Source organism: Winslowiella iniecta (assembly GCF_001267535.1).
Classification (GTDB): domain Bacteria; phylum Pseudomonadota; class Gammaproteobacteria; order Enterobacterales; family Enterobacteriaceae; genus Erwinia; species Erwinia iniecta.
The window spans coordinates 28,785-45,856 of the sequence record NZ_JRXE01000011.1 but is presented as its reverse complement, the minus strand read 5'-3'; the positions used below and the strand labels follow the sequence as shown (position 1 = coordinate 45,856).

Annotated in this window: 17 protein-coding genes; 12 read left to right on the top strand and 5 right to left on the bottom strand. The window is 53.6% G+C overall.

Annotation, left to right across the window (positions count from 1 at the left end):
- The first annotated feature begins 174 nt into the window (after positions 1-174).
- Positions 175-1,218 carry an acyltransferase family protein gene (locus NG42_RS09340; protein WP_052899118.1) on the top strand — a complete coding sequence of 348 codons (1,044 nt, stop codon included), beginning with the start codon at positions 175-177 and terminating at the stop codon, positions 1,216-1,218.
- Positions 1,219-1,237: 19 nt separating this feature from the next.
- Here the strand turns inward: NG42_RS09340 and pspF are convergent, their stop codons facing one another.
- Positions 1,238-2,236, bottom strand: coding sequence for a phage shock protein operon transcriptional activator (gene pspF, locus NG42_RS09335; protein ID WP_052899036.1), 999 nt, complete (start codon positions 2,234-2,236; stop codon positions 1,238-1,240).
- Positions 2,237-2,412: 176 nt separating this feature from the next.
- Between pspF and pspA the strand changes: the two genes are divergently transcribed.
- From pspA to tyrR, 8 genes are all read left to right on the top strand, one after another.
- Positions 2,413-3,078: a phage shock protein PspA gene (pspA, locus tag NG42_RS09330; protein ID WP_052899035.1), complete on the top strand. Its 666-nt coding sequence runs from the start codon at positions 2,413-2,415 to the stop codon at positions 3,076-3,078.
- 81 nt (positions 3,079-3,159) lie between these two features.
- A complete protein-coding gene (gene pspB / locus NG42_RS09325; RefSeq protein WP_052899034.1) occupies positions 3,160-3,387 on the top strand; it encodes an envelope stress response membrane protein PspB in 228 nt (75 codons plus the stop codon).
- Positions 3,384-3,746, top strand: a complete 363-nt coding sequence (pspC, locus tag NG42_RS09320; RefSeq protein ID WP_052899033.1) for an envelope stress response membrane protein PspC — start codon at positions 3,384-3,386, stop codon at positions 3,744-3,746. The genes pspB and pspC overlap by 4 nt, the downstream gene beginning before the upstream one ends.
- A 57-nt stretch (positions 3,747-3,803) precedes the next feature.
- On the top strand, positions 3,804-4,028 hold the full coding sequence (gene pspD / locus NG42_RS09315; RefSeq protein WP_052899032.1) for a phage shock protein PspD: 225 nt from the start codon (positions 3,804-3,806) through the stop codon (positions 4,026-4,028).
- A gap of 48 nt (positions 4,029-4,076) precedes the next feature.
- Entirely contained in the window at positions 4,077-4,562 is a 486-nt protein-coding gene (locus tag NG42_RS09310; RefSeq protein ID WP_052899031.1) for a GNAT family N-acetyltransferase, read from the top strand.
- Positions 4,563-4,614: 52 nt separating this feature from the next.
- Entirely contained in the window at positions 4,615-6,012 is a 1,398-nt protein-coding gene (locus NG42_RS09305; protein WP_052899030.1) for a YcjX family GTP-binding protein, read from the top strand.
- Positions 6,009-7,073 (top strand): YcjF family protein, encoded by a 1,065-nt coding sequence (locus NG42_RS09300; protein ID WP_052899029.1) that lies wholly within the window; start codon positions 6,009-6,011, stop codon positions 7,071-7,073. Before NG42_RS09305 ends, NG42_RS09300 begins: the two co-directional genes overlap by 4 nt.
- Positions 7,074-7,302: 229 nt before the next feature.
- Positions 7,303-8,862, top strand: coding sequence for a transcriptional regulator TyrR (tyrR, locus tag NG42_RS09295; protein ID WP_052899028.1), 1,560 nt, complete (start codon positions 7,303-7,305; stop codon positions 8,860-8,862).
- 171 nt (positions 8,863-9,033) lie between these two features.
- Here tyrR and tpx read toward each other — a convergent pair whose 3' ends face one another.
- A complete protein-coding gene (tpx, locus tag NG42_RS09290) occupies positions 9,034-9,537 on the bottom strand; it encodes a thiol peroxidase (RefSeq protein WP_052899027.1) in 504 nt (167 codons plus the stop codon).
- A 211-nt stretch (positions 9,538-9,748) separates the two neighbouring features.
- Between tpx and ycjG the strand changes: the two genes are divergently transcribed.
- Complete coding sequence (ycjG, locus tag NG42_RS09285; protein WP_052899117.1) at positions 9,749-10,726, top strand: L-Ala-D/L-Glu epimerase; 978 nt, start codon at positions 9,749-9,751, stop codon at positions 10,724-10,726.
- Here the strand turns inward: ycjG and mpaA are convergent.
- Entirely contained in the window at positions 10,710-11,417 is a 708-nt protein-coding gene (gene mpaA, locus NG42_RS09280) for a murein tripeptide amidase MpaA (RefSeq protein ID WP_052899026.1), read from the bottom strand. The two genes, ycjG and mpaA, sit on opposite strands and share 17 nt — an antisense overlap.
- Positions 11,418-11,576: 159 nt before the next feature.
- Here mpaA and NG42_RS09275 point away from each other — a divergent pair, with 159 nt between their 5' ends.
- Both NG42_RS09275 and licT read left to right on the top strand, forming a co-directional pair.
- Positions 11,577-13,196, top strand: a complete 1,620-nt coding sequence (locus NG42_RS09275) for a peptide ABC transporter substrate-binding protein (RefSeq protein ID WP_052899025.1) — start codon at positions 11,577-11,579, stop codon at positions 13,194-13,196.
- A 472-nt stretch (positions 13,197-13,668) separates the two neighbouring features.
- Positions 13,669-14,532, top strand: a complete 864-nt coding sequence (gene licT / locus NG42_RS09270) for a BglG family transcription antiterminator LicT (protein WP_052899024.1) — start codon at positions 13,669-13,671, stop codon at positions 14,530-14,532.
- A 38-nt stretch (positions 14,533-14,570) separates the two neighbouring features.
- On the opposite strand, the gene NG42_RS09265 is transcribed toward licT, so the two are convergent.
- Both NG42_RS09265 and NG42_RS09260 read right to left on the bottom strand, forming a co-directional pair.
- Positions 14,571-15,560 carry a nucleoside hydrolase gene (locus NG42_RS09265; RefSeq protein WP_082203864.1) on the bottom strand — a complete coding sequence of 330 codons (990 nt, stop codon included), beginning with the start codon at positions 15,558-15,560 and terminating at the stop codon, positions 14,571-14,573.
- 75 nt (positions 15,561-15,635) lie between these two features.
- Positions 15,636-17,030 carry a glycoside hydrolase family 1 protein gene (locus NG42_RS09260; RefSeq protein ID WP_052899023.1) on the bottom strand — a complete coding sequence of 465 codons (1,395 nt, stop codon included), beginning with the start codon at positions 17,028-17,030 and terminating at the stop codon, positions 15,636-15,638.
- Between the last annotated feature and the right edge of the window lie 42 nt (positions 17,031-17,072).

Sequence of the window (17,072 nt, the reverse complement as noted above, 5' to 3'; positions counted from 1 at the left end):
ACACTCTAATGTTATTTTATTGTTGGCTTTAATTATTGTTTGGGCGTAACTTTATGTTTTTAATGGTGTAATTTAACGGGTGAGTAGGGGGATAGATTTTTAAGACAAATCCTAACTGGAAAATCATCAATTTTGCTAATACGATTTCTCGATAAATCTTTTGAGAGAATTATCATGATTGTGACTGTTCAACTATTGCGAGCAATCGCAGCGATAATGGTAGTGATGTATCATATCTCGATTAAAGGTGAACAGTACTTTAATCATGCGCTTAGCTGGTTTGATATCGGTCAGTACGGCGTGGACCTTTTTTTTATTATCTCTGGTTTTATCATGTGCTATACCACCGCACGCCGGAGTGTATCTTTCAGCGGCTTTATGCGTGACAGAATCAAAAGGATTATTCCTCTTTACTGGATAATGTCTACGGTCGCGTTGGGTGTATATTTGATTGCGCCATCAATGGTCAATTCATCCGGCGGCGAAACCAGCATATTCTCGTCATATACCCTGATTCCTCTGGGTGACAAATTGTTAGTGCAAAATGGCTGGACTCTAAGTTTTGAGTTCATCTTTTATCTGATTTTTGCGAGTTGCTTAGGCATTGCATTCAAAAAGAACAGCGCGATTCTTTGTACCATTATCATTACTGCATTATGTTTGACAGGGCACTACTTCCCACCAGAAAATCACACGCTGCGTTTTTTAACTAATGTTTTATTGCTGGAGTTTGTACTGGGTATCGCAGCATTTTATCTTTTAACCAATAAAAATCCGCCATTAACCCTTGCAATACCAATTTTGATTGTCGGTATTGCGCTTCTGGCTATACAAAACCAGTATGGTGCCTGGCATGGGTTTGCCGGACGTTTGATTGGCGGTGGTATACCTATGTTTATGGTATTCGTTGGCTTAGTTGGGATGGAGCGTTATATAGCATCAGCTAACTTTATCTTTAAAAGAGAACTCCTGCTCTCAGGTGATGCTTCCTACTCTATTTACTTAATTCATGCCTTTACTCTCTCTGCCTGTGCCATTATTTTGCGCAAATTGCACCTGGAACAAATTAGTATCTTATTTAGTCTATTCTTACTTATGAGTTCAATAGTAGCGGGCATAATGGCTTTCTTGTTTGTCGAGCGTCCTGTCAACAATTACTTTAAACGTCGTAAAATACACAGGTTAAATATTGACAGTAGTGCGCCCTCAAAAAGCTAAGCAACATCTAATCCGTGGCTTAGCTTTCTTCCTCCCCATCCACCCGCACTCCATGTTTTTTCAACATGGCGCGTAGCTGGTGGTAGGTCACGCCAAGTAACTCTGCGGCGCGACGTTGATTAAAGCGCGCCTGATGCAGGCTCTTTTCCAGTAACGCTTTTTCCTGCTGGTTTTGCCACTGGCGCAGATCAAGCGGCAGATCGGGAAAAGGGGAGTGATCGGTTTTGGCAGCTTCTGGCGCTGTCGAACGGCTGAACGGGTTAATAATAATCGCATCCAGCTGTTCATCGATGGCGCTGTGGCGATAGACCGAGCGCTCCACCACGTTTTTCAGCTCACGCACATTGCCCGGCCAGTGATAATCCAGCAGCACACGCTGTGCCGAGGGTGAAAAGCCCGGAAACAGCGGTAGGCCCAGTTCGCGGCACATCTGAATGGCGAAATGGTCGGCCATCACCAGAATATCGCTGCGACGCTCGCGCAGCGGCGGCAGCTGTACCACATCAAATGCCAGCCGGTCCAGCAGATCGGCGCGGAATTTACCCGCCAGCGCCAGCGCCGGTAAATCATCATTGGTCGCACACACCAGCCGCACGCTGACCTGTAGCGGCTGACTGCCGCCGACGCGTTCCAGCTGGCCATACTCAATCACCCTGAGCAATTTTTCCTGTACCAGCATCGGTGCCGTAGCCAGCTCGTCGAGAAAAAGCGTGCCGCCATCAGCGCGCTCAAAGCGGCCGAGGTGGCGCTTTTGTGCGCCGGTGAACGCGCCAGCCTCATGACCAAACAGCTCGGAATCGAGCAGGTTTTCGTTTAGCGCCGCACAGTTAAGCGAGATAAATGGCCCCTGCCAGCGGTCGGAAAGATAATGCAGGCGGCTGGCAATCAGCTCTTTACCGGTACCGCGCTCGCCAATAACCAGAACCGGTTTGTTTAGCGGAGCCAGCCGGGAAACCTGTTCCAGCACTTCAAGAAAGTTATTCGACTCGCCCAGCAGATTTTCAATATGTTCGCTCATGATGAATTTCACCAGGTGTTAGTGATTAAAACCACATTACGCGCCGCACCCGGCAAAGTAAAGTGAGTGAATCATTAAAAATCAACAACATAAAAGTTGGCACGCATCTTGAATTAATTAACAGCAGCTGTGCAGAGCATGGCGTAACACAGACAATATTAATGAGGATTTTGATTATGGGTATTTTTTCTCGTTTTGCCGACATCGTGAACGCCAATATCAATTCTTTGCTGGAGAAAGCGGAAGATCCACAGAAGCTGGTGCGCCTGATGATTCAGGAAATGGAAGACACACTGGTTGAAGTGCGTTCTACCTCTGCCCGTGCGCTGGCTGAGAAGAAGCAGCTGATTCGCCGTATTGAGCAGGCTGAGACGCAGCAGAGTGAGTGGCAGGAGAAGGCCGAACTGGCGCTGCGTAAAGATAAAGACGATCTGGCGCGTGCAGCACTGATTGAAAAACAGAAACTGACCGATCTGATCGCTACCCTGACGCAGGAAGTGACGCAGGTTGAAGAGACGCTGGATCGTATGAAAGGCGAAATTGGTGAGCTGGAGAAGAAACTGAGCGAGACTCGCGCTCGTCAGCAGGCGCTGACCTTACGTCATCAGGCGGCTTCTTCATCACGTGATGTGCGCCGTCAGCTCGACAGCGGAAAAATCGATGAAGCGATGGCACGTTTTGAATCCTTTGAACGTCGTATTGACCATATGGAAGCGGAAGCTGAGAGCGTCAGCTTTGGCAAAAAGAAAACGCTGGATCAGGAATTTGCTGAACTGAAAGCCAATGATGAAATCAGTGAGCAACTGAATGCGTTAAAAGCCAAAATGAACCGTAGCGAGTAACTTCGCCCGCGGGCAGCCGCTGCGCTGTCCGCCCGGTCATCACCGTCCCGCTTGACGGCCAGATAACATCAAGGAGAGTGAATGAGCGCGTTATTTCTTGCCATACCGCTGACAATTTTTGTGCTGTTTGTCGCACCTATTTGGTTATGGCTGCACTACAGCAATCGTCAGAACAGCGGCGCTGAGCTATCACAAAATGAGATGCAGCGTCTGCAGCAGTTAACCCAGGATGCCAAAAGGATGCGCGAGCGTATTCAGGCGCTGGAAGAGATTCTTGATGCTGAGCATCCGCACTGGAGGCAGCCATGACAGGATCATTCGTCAGAGGCAATAAACTGTGGCGCATTCCGCAGCAAGGAAAGATTAAAGGCGTATGCGCCGGTCTTGCCCAGTATCTCAATATTCCGGTGCGATTAGTGCGGATTATTGCGGTGCTGTCGCTGTTTTTCGGCCTGTTTATGTTTACCGTCATCGCCTACTTTATTCTCGGCTGGGTGCTCGATCCGATGCCGTATGGCGCAGATAGCGAACAACAGCCGGTCACGGCACATCAACTGCTTAACGACCTCAGCAGTGAGTTACAGGCGGGTGAAGCACAGTTACGCGATGTTGAACGTTATGTGACTTCAGAAACCTTTAGCGTGCGTAGCCGCTTCAGCCAGCTGTGATTTCTGCTAACGCGGGCTGCTGTCTGGCCCGACATTTTTTTACCGGGAGAATCCCTGATGCGCAACTGGCAACAGACTGCACGCCGTAACGCCGCGCCCGCGTTGAAATCGGCTGGCAAATTTATCATTATTAATGCACTGAACTATGGCCCGGCAGGCGTTGCGGGCTGGGCGGTGAAATCGGTCGCCCGTCGGCCGTTAAAAATTCTGCTGGCACTGGCGCTGGAGCCGTTGTTAAAGCGGGTGCTACGCGGTGTCACTGCCCGCTGGAACAAAAGCTGATTCAAACAGCCGCCCCTCGTCATGCTATTCTATTATCAGGAGGCTATGATGTCTGCGACAATCCGCTTTGCCACCACTGATGACGTCGATCAGATCACCCAACTACTGGTCGCCAACTCTGCCGCAAAAGGCGGGGCGCTTTATGGCAGCTATTCGACAGCAAAGGTCAGCGGCTGGCTGCAACGCACCTCACCCACCGTAGTGGCGATCGTTGAAGGTCAGGTGGTGGCGGTACTGTTCAGTGCCAGTCGGGACGCGGTCTCCGCCGCGCCTGTGCGCGCGATGTTACAGGCTTATCCGGGCCAGCCTGATGCCTGGATTTATGGCCCGGTTTGCATTGATGCCAGCCAGCGCGGCAAGCAGCTGCTCTCTGCGCTGGTAAAAGAACTCAAGACCGCCATGAATGGACGCGAGGGTTTACTGTTTATCAATGAAAACAATCCGCGATCTATTCGTGCCCATCAACGACTGGGCATGCCGGTTGTCGCCGAATTTACGCTGGAACAGCAGCGTTTTGTGGTGATGACGGCCTGAAAAGCCCCTTGAATCGGCAAATAATCACTCTGTTAAGGCGTCAACTTTCCCAATGAAACGACTGCAAAATGAATTGATGTCGCTGGTGAATCGTGGTGTGGATCGCCATTTGCGTCTTGCCGTCACCGGCCTCAGCCGTAGTGGTAAAACGGCTTTCATTACTTCGATGGTTAACCAGTTACTGAATGTGCACGCCGGAGCACGGCTGCCGATGTTTTCAGCGGTGCGTGAAGAGCGGCTGTTGGGCGTGAAGCGGGTGCCGCAACGCGATATGGGCATTCAGCGTTTTACTTACGATGAAGGTTTATCGCAGCTGTACGCCACGCCGCCCGCCTGGCCCACGCCAACCCGCGGCGTCAGCGAGATGCGACTGGCGCTGCGTTATCGATCGCGCGATTCGCTGCTGCGTCACTTTAAAGAGACCTCAACGCTTTATCTCGAAATCGTCGATTATCCGGGCGAATGGTTACTCGATCTGCCAATGCTGGCGCAGGATTATCTGAGCTGGTCGCGTCAGATGACTGGCTTGTTACAGGGCGATCGTGCCGAATGGGCGAAGCCGTGGCGTGAGCTGTGCGCCGGACTGGATCCGCTGGCTCCCGCCGATGAAAACCGTCTGGCAGAAATTGCGCAGGCGTGGACCGACTATCTGCTGCACTGCAAACAGCAAGGGCTGCACTTTATTCAGCCGGGGCGTTTTGTCTTGCCCGGCGATATGGCCGGTGCGCCCGCACTGCAGTTTTTCCCGTGGCCGGATGTGGATGCTGCCGGTGAATCAAAGTTAGCGCAGGCCGATAAACACAGCAATATTGGTACGTTGCGCGCACGCTTTAATTATTACTGCAATCATGTGGTAAAAGACTTCTATAAAAACTATTTCCTGCGTTTTGACCGCCAGATTGTGTTGGTCGACTGCCTGCAACCGCTGAACAGCGGTCCACAAGCCTTTAACGATATGCGCCTGGCGCTAACCCAACTGATGCAGAGTTTCCATTACGGCCAGCGCACGCTGTTTCGCCGCATGTTTTCACCGGTGATTGATAAACTGCTGTTTGCCGCCACCAAATCGGATCATGTTACTGCCGATCAGCACGCTAACCTGGTGTCACTGTTACAGCAGCTGGTGCAGGATGCATGGCAAAATGCCGCCTTTGAAGGCATCAGTATGGATTGTGTCGGGCTGGCTTCGGTGCAGGCCACGCAGAGTGGCCTGGTCGATCATAACGGCGAGAAAATCCCGGCGCTGCGCGGTCATCGCTTGCAGGATGATGCCGCGTTAACCTTTTATCCAGGTGAAGTGCCGCCACGCCTGCCGGGACACAATTTCTGGCAGCAGCAGGGTTTTCACTTTGAACAGTTCCGGCCGCAAAATCTTGATGTCGATCGGCCACTGCCGCATATCCGTATGGATGCGGCACTGGAATTTTTACTGGGAGATAAACTGCGATGAACGCACCGCTTAAGCCGCGCATTGATTTCGCTAAACCGCTGGAAGCGGAACCGGCGCCGCTGATTAAACCGGCGGTGGCGTTTGAACCGCAGGAGGATGCACAATTTATTGCCTTGCCGGATGATCAGGCCGGGCCGCTGGAAGAGAGCGCCGGTGAACGGGCGGTGGAAGCCGCGCTAAGGCCGAAGCGCAGCCTGTGGCGCAAAATGGTGACCGCCGGACTGGGCCTGTTTGGCGTCAGCGTGGTGGCGCAGGGCGTGCAGTGGATCCATAACGCCTGGCTGGCTCAGGACTGGGCGGCGCTCGGCGGCGGTGTGGCCGCTGGGCTGATCGTTGTGGCCGGTGTGGGTTCGCTGGCGACCGAATGGCGACGACTGTACAAATTGCGCCAGCGCGCGGAAGAGCGCGACATTGGTCGGGAACTGCTAAACAGTCACGGCATGGGCAAGGGTCGCGCGTTTTGCGAAAAGCTGGCGCGTCAGGCGGGTCTGGATCAGGGGCACCCGGCACTTCAGCGCTGGCAGGCCTCGTTGCATGAAACTCATAATGACCGTGAGATCGTTGCGTTGTATGCGCAGCTGGTGCAACCGGTACTGGATCGTCAGGCACGCCGCGAAATCAGCCGTTCCGCCGCAGAATCAACGCTGATGATTGCGGTCAGCCCACTGGCGCTGGTGGATATGGCATTTATCGCCTGGCGTAACTTGCGGCTGGTAAACCGCATTGCCGCGCTGTATGGCATTGAGCTTGGCTACTTTAGCCGTATCCGTCTGTTTCGTCTGGTATTGCTGAATATTGCGTTTGCCGGTGCCTCCGAACTGGTGCGGGAAGTAGGCATGGACTGGGTGTCACAGGATATTGCCGCACGCCTTTCGGCTCGCGCCGCGCAAGGTATCGGCGCCGGTTTACTGACTGCGCGGCTGGGCATTAAAGCGATGGAGCTCTGCCGCCCGCTGCCGTGGCTGGAGGAAGATAAACCGCGCCTGGGCGATTTCCGCCGTGAGCTGATTAGTCAGCTGAAAGAGTCGCTGCAAAACAGCACCAACAAATCAGAGAAGTAGACCGCTAGTGGCGAACAGTTCGCCACTATTCACTAATTGATGCTCGGTTTTTGCTATATCCCGCTAAAAAAATCCATTCAGGCATGATTATCGATACCTTTTCAGCTACTCTCTTTTGGCCGGATGTCACAAGCTGTCAACTTTTCATGACAGAACGCTTCTGACCTGACACATCCTGGCGTATTATTTCAGTAACCGCTTTTTTTCTATTTTGAACAAGGCCAACCCAATGCGTTTGGAAGTCTTTTGCCAGGACCGAATTGGTCTGACTCGTGAACTGCTTGATTTACTGGTCGAACGCAGCATCGATCTTCGCGGTATCGAAATCGCCGCTATCGGCCGTATCTATCTCAACTTCTCCTCCATTGCCTTTGAGCAATTCAGTAATCTGATGGCGGAGATTCGTCGCATCCCCGGCGTCACCGACGTTCGTACCGTGGCCTTTATGCCGTCTGAACGCGAACATCGCGCCCTGAGTGCGCTGCTGGTGGCTCTGCCGGAGCCGGTTTTCTCCGTCGACCTGAAAAGTAAGGTCGAACTGGCGAATCCGGCGGCGCAGGCGCTGTTTGAACTCGATGAACAGAAAATGCGTAATCACAACGTCAGCGCATTAATTTCCGGGTTTAATTTTAGCCGCTGGCTGGAGAGTGAGCGCGTTGAGGCGCACGCCCAGCACGTGGTCATTCAGGGGCGCGATTTTCTGATGGAAGCGCGGCCAATCTATACCGCCGGTGATGACGAGGCGCAAACCAGTCTGGTGGGCGCGGTAATCATGCTGAAATCGACGGCACGGATGGGGCAACAGTTGCAGAATCTGGCGGTCAATGATGATTCTGAATTTGACCATATCGTGGCGGTCAACCCGAAAATGCGTCAGGTGGTGGAGCAGGCTCGCAAGCTGGCGATGCTTGATGCGCCGCTGCTGATTGTCGGCGATACCGGCACCGGTAAGGATATGCTGGCGCGCGCCTGCCATCTGCGCAGTACACGCGGTAAAAAACCTTTCCTGGCGTTGAACTGCGCATCACTGCCGGATGATGTGGCAGAAAGTGAACTGTTCGGCCATGCAGCCGGAGCCTATCCCAATGCGCTGGAAGGTAAAAAAGGCTTCTTCGAACAGGCTAACGGCGGCTCGGTGCTGCTGGATGAAATTGGTGAAATGTCACCGCGTATGCAGACTAAGCTGTTGCGCTTCCTGAATGACGGTACTTTCCGCCGGGTAGGGGAAGAGCATGAAGTGCATGTGGATGTGCGGGTCATTTGCGCGACGCAGAAGAATCTGACCGAAATGGTGAATCGCGGCGAGTTCCGTGAAGATCTGTTCTACCGGCTGAATGTACTGACCATTAATCTGCCGCCATTGCGCGATCGTCCACAGGATATTCTGCCGTTGACCGAACTGTTTGTTGCACGTTTTGCCGACGAACAGGGTATGGCGCGGCCACGGCTGTCGCCACAGCTGAATGCGTTCTTAACCCGCTACAACTGGCCGGGCAATGTGCGTCAGCTGAAAAATTCGCTGTATCGTGCGCTGACCCAGCTGGAAGGCTATGAGCTACGTCCACAGGATATTGTGCTGCCGGAGTTTGCCATGGACGTTTTGCCAGGGGATGATGCGATTGAAGGCTCGCTGGATGAGATCACCAGCCGCTTTGAACGTTCGGTGCTGACGCGCCTGTATCTCTCCTATCCGAGCACGCGCAAACTGGCTAAGCGCCTTGGGGTTTCCCATACCGCAATCGCCAATAAACTGCGCGAATATGGCCTGGGGCAGAAGAAAGAGTCGTAATCCAGACCCTGGCGGTATTCCGGGAAATGTAGAGGAGCCGTTTTCGGCTCCCGTCCTGATGGCATGCGGGTGCAGATGTTCAGCACGGGCGGCGAGAACGTCGCCCCTACGAGAAAACGGATGCCAGCTCTCGATACGGGCGGCAAAAACGCCGGCGTACCCTTATTTCGATTATTTCAGTGCCGCCAGAGCCGCATCATAATTCGGTTCAGTGGTGATTTCTTTGACCAGCTCGCTATACAGCACCTGATCTTTATCGTCCAGTACCACCACCGCGCGGGCCGTCAGACCCTGTAGTGGACCGTCAACAATTTCCACACCGTAATTCTGTTTAAACTCGCCACCGCGCAGCGTTGACAGCGTCACCACGTTGGTCAGGCCGTCAGAGCCGCAGAAGCGCGACTGCGCAAACGGCAGATCGGCGGAGATACACAGCACCACGGTGTTATCCAGCTCGCCCGCCAGCTGATTAAATTTGCGTACCGATGCCGCGCAAACGCCGGTATCAATGCTCGGGAAGATGTTCAGTACTTTGCGCTTGCCCGCGTAATCGGCCAGTGAAGCGTCAGAAAGATTTTTCGCGACCAGGGTGAACGGCTGAGCTGCCTGACCAGGCGTTGGGATCTGACCAGCAACTGCGACCGGGTTGCCCTGAAAATGAACTGTCTGAGACATATTGATTCCTTTTGACATGTGTTTGACTGGTCGGCCAGTGTAGGACATCTGGCTGAATAAACAGAGAGAAATTATTCAGGCAACAGATGACATATCGGTGACACCGGCTGAACCCTAAGACTGGCACAGGTGTAAATTTTTGCCTGAGCGAATAGCGGTGAAGTGCGCGATGCGCTACAACCTGAGTATTACCTGGAAAAAGGAAGCGTGGATGAGAGCGGTAAAAGTTTATCCGGAAGCCTGGCCGCTGCACTCGCCCTTTGTGATTGCGCGTGGTGCGCGTAGCGAAGCGGGCGTGGTGGTGGTTGAGCTGGAACAAGAAGGCATCAAAGGCGTCGGAGAATGTACTCCTTATCCGCGCTACGGTGAAAGCGAAGCCTCAGTACTGGCGCAAATCAGCGCGCTGTTACCGCAGCTTGAGCGGGGCATAACGCGCGCGGAGTTACAAACCCTGTTGCCCGCTGGGGCGGCGCGCAATGCCATCGACAGCGCGATGTGGGACTGGCAGGCGCGGCGTGACGGCCAGTCGTTGTGGCAACTGACCGCCACCATGATGCCTGATGAGGTGATGATGGCGCAGACCGTCAGCATTGACGGCCCGGAAGCCATGGCCGCCAGCGCGCTGGCGCTGTGGGAAAATGGTGCGCGGCTGCTGAAAATCAAACTTGACGATCATCTGCTGACTGAACGACTGATGGCGATTCGCAGCGCGGTACCGCAAGCGTTACTGATCGTTGATGCCAACGAGTCCTGGAAAAGTGAAGGGCTGGCGGCGCGCTGCCAGTTACTGGCCGATATTGGTGTGGCGATGCTGGAGCAACCGCTTCCCGCGCACGATGATGCGGCACTGGAGAACTTTATCCATCCGTTACCAATTTGTGCCGACGAAAGTTGCCATACCCGCGACAGCCTGAGTGCGCTGGTTAATCGTTATGAGATGGTTAATATTAAGCTGGATAAAACCGGTGGCCTGACCGAAGCGCTGGCGCTGGCGGCGGAAGCCAGCGCGGCGGGCTTTACTATTATGCTCGGCTGTATGCTTTGTACCTCAAGAGCCATCAACGCGGCGTTACCGCTGGCACCGCTGGCGCGCTTTGTCGATCTCGACGGGCCGACCTGGCTGGCGGCAGATGTTGAACCGGCTTTGCGCTTTTCCAGCGGCCGTATTGACCTTACGGCTGCCAGCTAAGCAGATCGATCATCGCCTGTAAATATTTCTCGGTCGATTCATCGGCGGAAACCGGCGGCAGTTCAGCCGTGATGCACGCCAGGCTGAGGTCGGCGCACCAGCTACCGAACGAGCCGGGCGTGGCGTAACCGACGCTGGTCACCAGCGGCAGCGCCATTTTTTTCGCCAGCCAGTGCCCCAGCGCGCTGCTGTGCGGATCTTCAATGCAGGCTAAGGGTTCGTGGAACGTCACAATCCACTGCGGCTGCAAATGATGAATTAACTGACACAGCGCCGCGGTTTCCGGCTCGGAGGCCGGTTTATCGCCGGTGGACAGCCGCACATCACGGTGATCGGCTGCGCTGTTCCAGCGGTAGACCGTCTCGCCGGGCTGCCAGTTGGCGGCCGGGAAATTACGGTTCAGGTCAACGCCACGGGAATTGGCGCGCAGGCCAAGCTGACAGCCATCGGGATTGACCGCCAGCACCACATGGTGCCGACGATGCGGCTCCTGTAACGTGCGCATGGCGCAGGAGAGCGTCACCACCGCTGCGGTTTCATCGCCGTGAGTGCCTGCCAGAATCAGCCCGCTGTCATCATCGGCAGCCGGTGCCGGGAACCATAACAGCGGTGCGCCCAGCACCGAGCTGCCATAAATTTTCATTTCGGCATCCAGCGTGCCGCGTTGCGCTCGCGGGTGTAACAAGGACATGGTGTCGCTCCTGTGAAGGTGATCTCAATAAAGCTAGCGTAAAATGGCGGCAGAGAAAATAGCTATTTATCGATCAACAATTTGCGCTAAAGTGCCAGTCAGAATCTTCGGCCGCGAATCACTCTTTCAACTTTTACTGTGACTGGTTAAGGGTACGTTATGATCAAACCGTTCCGCTTTACTTTGGGCGCGCTGCTGATCGCCAGCGCATGTTCTTCGGCACTGGCTGCCACGGTTCCGCCCGGCACGCAACTGGCAAAAAAACAGGAAATCGTCCGTCATATTAAGGATGAACCTGCTTCGCTCGATCCGGTAAAAGCGGTCGGGTTGCCGGAAATTCAGGTGATTCGCGATCTGTTTGAAGGGCTGACCAATCAGGATGCTCAGGGCAAAATCGTGCCGGGCGTCGCGAAGAGCTGGCAAAGCAACGATAACAAAACCTGGACCTTTACCCTGCGCAAAGATGCGCGCTGGTCCAATGGTGACCCTGTCACGGCCCACGATTTTGTATACAGCTGGCGTCGGCTGGTCGATCCCGCGAATACCTCTTCTTTTGCCTGGTTTGCTGAACTGGCGGGGATCCAGAATGCGGGCGCTATCAGTAAAGGAGAGATGGCAGCGGATAAGCTCGGCGTCACCGCGCTGGATGATTATCGTTTGCAGGTCACGCTGGATAAACCGGTGCCTTACTTTGTCAGTCTGACCGCCAATTTCAGTCTCTATCCGACACCGCAAAAGGTGATTGAAAAGCTCGGCAATGACTGGACTAAAGTGGGCAACCTGGTCGGCAACGGCGCTTACAAACTGCAGCAGCGGGTGGTTAACGAAAAAATTGTGCTGGTGCGCAACGATAACTACTGGGATAACGCCCACTCGGTGCTGACCAAAGTGACTTTTGTGCCGATTAACGAAGAGTCCAGCGCCACCAAACGTTACCGCGCCGGGGATATTGATATCACCGAGTCCTTCCCGAAAAACCTCTATCAGCTGCTGAAAAAACAGATACCTAATGAGGTATATACCCCCGATCAGCTGGGTACCTATTATTACGCGTTTAATACTGAGAAAGGGCCAACCGCCGACGTGCGGGTGCGAAAAGCCTTATCCTGGAGCATTGATCGCCAGATTATCGCCGAAAAAGTGTTGGGCACCGGTGAAAAACCGGCCTGGCATTTTACGCCGGACGTGACTGCTGGTTTCAAACCGAAAGCCAGCATTCTGCAACAGCACTCACAGGAAGAGCTGAATGCGCAGGCCAAAGCGTTACTGGCTTCGGCCGGTTACGGTCCGGCAAAACCGCTGAATCTGACCTTGTTGTATAACACCTCAGAGAATCACCAGAAAATTGCCATTGCGGTGGCGTCGATGTGGAAGAAGAATCTCGGCGTAAACGTGAAGCTGCAAAATCAGGAGTGGAAGACCTATATCGATAGCCGTAACACCGGTAATTTCGATGTTATCCGCGCTTCGTGGGTCGGGGATTATAATGAGCCTTCCAGCTTCCTGAGTCTGCTGACTTCCAGCCATAGCGGTAATATTGCGCGCTTTAAGGATGCCAGTTACGACAGCGTGCTGGAAAAAGCCAGCAATGAAAATAACGATGCGGCGCGTAATGATGATTACAATCAGGCCGAGCAGATCCTGGCCGATCAGGCACCGATTGCGCCGATTTATCAGTACACCAATGGCCGCCTGATTAAGCCGTATGTAAAAGGATATCCGATTACCAATCCGGAAGATGTTGCCTACAGCCGCGAGATGTATATTTTACCGCACTGATCATCACCTCGCGACAGCAAAAGCATCATGATTTTCGTGATGCTTTTTTATTTGTCTGCGTTGCTGAGATGGATATCTTTTGCATGTGGGATGCCGTCAGCTGGCGCGGGATTGGCTTCCTGTGCCAATACACTTATGGTGGCGAACTCCGCTTAATATTGCCGCACAGGGTGATGAAACCAGACGCCTGGCCCGTATCATGTTACCGCAAGCGGGTGATGACGGGTTTACCGTGACACAAACTTTTGTCGAGGGTAGCAGTCAGACCTGCAACTAACGGCGAGAGAGTGGCCTTTCGACGAGCTGGCAATTCGCGAGCCAGTTCACAGTTCCATCGGAAGGGACTTGAGGCCACAACAGAATGAATTAAGGTGATGGACTGGATTGTTACTGCCATTGTGCAGGCAAAACCTGACTGACTGGAGAGTACTACCTCTCTGGCGGTCAGGTTTTTTTGTTTTCAGGCCGGGAAATGATAATAGCAAAAATACTCAATAATAATGTGGTCATCGTGCATGACGAACAGGGCCATGAGCAGGTGGTGATGGGGCGGGGTCTGGCATTTAAAAAACGCGCCGGCGATGCGCTGGACAGTAGCTTAATCGAAAAGATTTTTGCTCTGCAAAGCCACGAACTGACCGGCAGGTTAAGCGAACTGTTGTCTGAAATTCCGTTGGAAGTGGTGATTGCCAGTGAATGTATTATCGCGCTGGCGAAAGAGCGCCTGAATACCCGTCTGCATGACAGTGTGGCGATTGCGCTGACCGATCATATCAACTTTGCCCTCGAGCGCCAGCGGCAGAATTTGCCGATGCGCAATGTGTTGCAGTGGGAAATACGAAGCCTTTATCCGCGTGAGTACGCACTTGGGCTGGAGGCGCTGGCAATAATTGAAAAGCGTTTATCGGTGACACTGCCGGAAGACGAGGCCGGTTTTATCGCGTTGCATCTGGTCAATGCCCAGCTTAACAGCGAAATGCCGGAAGTGATGCATATCACCCATTTTATGCAGGAAGTTCTGCATATCGTTAAATACCAGTTGCAACTGGACTATCAGACCGATTCGCTTAGCTATAACCGCTTTGTTACCCACCTGAAATTTTTCTCGCAGCGAATGCTGGGTAAACGTGGCGTCTACAGTGAAGATGAATCACTGCATGATGTGGTGCGCGACCGTTATCCGCAGTCATATCAGTGCGTGCAGAAGATTGACCGACATGTGATGAAAAAATATGCCTATGCGCTGGGCAGCGAAGAGCGGATGTTTCTGACTATCCATATTGAGCGGGTAAGAAAGGAGACGCTGGCGATTAAAGAAAGTGATAACGAAGCCTGAATAACAGGCTGCCGTCGGCCGACGGCAGCTCTGACCGCTTACTGACCGTAAGCCAGTTGCAGTTTGGCAAAGAAATCTTCCAGCACGAAATGAGCATCAATGCTCTGATAAACCCGCACTTTACGCGGCTGGGTGCCTTTACCGTAAGTCAGATCTTCATTAACCGTCGGCGCGCTGATTTCCTGATAATGGTATTGATGGTCATCCAGCAGCAAGCCCACCGCCGGGTTATCGCCCAGCACCCAGACTTCACTTTTCGGCCACGGGATATCTTTAATGGTTGCGGATGCCCGGCGATTAAAATCGATCATCTGCTGCCATAAATAGTGACCGGTTTCGCCCTGCGGCTTCACCTTAACGGCAAGTTCTGCCAGCGATACCCGCATCGACATATACACATTGTGTGGCACCTGCCAGAGTGGCACCGCAGACTGAAACAGAACATTGCCTGCCTGCGGGTCGTTAAACAGATTATACTCCCAGCCGCCTTGTGGATAAGGATTCCCCCCAATCCAGACCACCGTCAGCTTATCAGCAATATCCGGAGCGGCTTGTAACGCCAGTGCAATATCGGTGGCGGGGCCCAGAATCAGCACATACAGCGGACGTTTATCATCACGCTGCGCCTCAGTAATAATCGCTTTAGCGCCTTCACTTAACGGCTGGTCGGCTGCTCCCAGCGGTTGCCGCGCACCGCGATAGAGCGGTGTCGGGCTGTCGCCCATCACCTTTTTCAGCCGCGCTAACTCCTTGTAGCTCTCCTCCATGGTCGGCAGTGTATTTCCGAGCATCGCCGCGGTACGGCTGTAATGGCTGGCGATCAGCCCACGCACCTCAAAGGTGGGGGTTAACAGTGCATGCGCGATGGCAAAATCGTCATCCGCTTCATTTTTCGCATCACTGCTGATCATCACCCGCAGCTGTTTAGCATGATCGGGGGTGAACGGCAGCGCTTTGCCCGGCGTGGCAATCGCAAAATGGCTGACCAGCAGCAGGGCACTGGTCAGATAAATCAGAGGTTTAAACATTTCACTTCCCTTATATCAGCCGGACACCCGGCTCCCGGCCAGTCTGAACGCCGGAAGACGGGTGAGCCGAGGAGATTACTTCAGCGAAGCACCGCGGCTGCTGATCACTTGCTGGTACCAGAAGAAACTCTTCTTGCGGGTGCGAACCAGCGTGCCGTTGCCGTTATCATCGCGGTCGACATGAATAAAGCCGTAGCGTTTGGAGAACTCGGCTTTCGAGGCGCTGACCAGGTCGATTGGCCCCCAGCAGGTATAGCCCCAGACGTCGACGCCGTCTTCAATCGCCTCACGCACCTGCACCAGGTGATCGTTAAGATAGGCGATGCGGTAATCATCGTTAATCGATCCATCCGCTTCGACGCGGTCGCGCGCGCCGAGGCCGTTCTCGACGATAAACAGCGGTTTCTGATAGCGCTCCCACAGCACATTCAGCAGGTAGCGCAGGCCTTCAGGGTCAATCTGCCAGCCCCATTCTGAACTGGCGAGGTGCGGGTTCGGCACCATATCAAGGATGTTACCGCGTGATTTCTGATTCAGCTCTTCATCGGTGGTGACGCAGCCGGTCATATAGTAGCTGAAGGAGATAAAATCGACGGTGTGTTGCAGGTCGCGTTTGTCCTGCTCCTCAATGGTAATGCTGATGCCGTGCTGCTTAAAGAAGCGGTTCATATAGCCTGGGTAATAGCCGCGTACCTGCACATCGCCAAAGAACAGCCAGTCATGGTTCTGTTGCAGGCTCTCCATTACGTCAGCCGGGCGGCAAGTTAACGGATAGAGCATCGCGCCGAGCAGCATATTACCGACTTTTCCGTCCGGCACGATCTCATGGCAGGCTTTAACCGCGCGCGCACTGGCGACCAGCTGATGATGAATCGCCTGATAAATCGCCTGTTTGTCGCTCTCTTCCGGCAGGCCGACGCCGGTAAATGGCGCATGCAGCGACATATTGATCTCATTAAACGTCAGCCAGTGCTTCACTTTGTCTTTATAGCGGGTAAATACCGTGCGGGCATAATTCTCAAAGAAATCGATGGTTTTACGGTTGCCCCAGCCGCCATGGTTCTTCACCAGACCAAATGGCATTTCATAGTGGGAGAGGGTCACCAGCGGCGTAATATTGTATTTCGCCATCTCATCAAACAGGCGGTCGTAAAATGCCAGCCCGGCTTCATTCGGCTGAGTTTCGTCGCCCTGCGGGAAAATTCGCGTCCAGGCAATGGAGGTGCGCAGCACGGTAAACCCCATTTCCGCGAACAGTTTGATATCTTCCGGATAGCGGTGATAGAAATCAATCGCCACATCCTTGATGCCACAGTCACCGGCCTGACGCTCGACGCGTTCTCCAAAAATGCCATGTGGCTGCAAATCGGAGGTCGACACGCCTTTGCCGTCTTCCTGCCATGCGCCTTCAACCTGATTGGCGGCTACAGCGCCACCCCAAAGAAAATGTTGTGGGAAAGCTGTGGTCATGGTGAGTTCTCCTGAGTTATTTAATCAGAGTCAGCAGCGGCG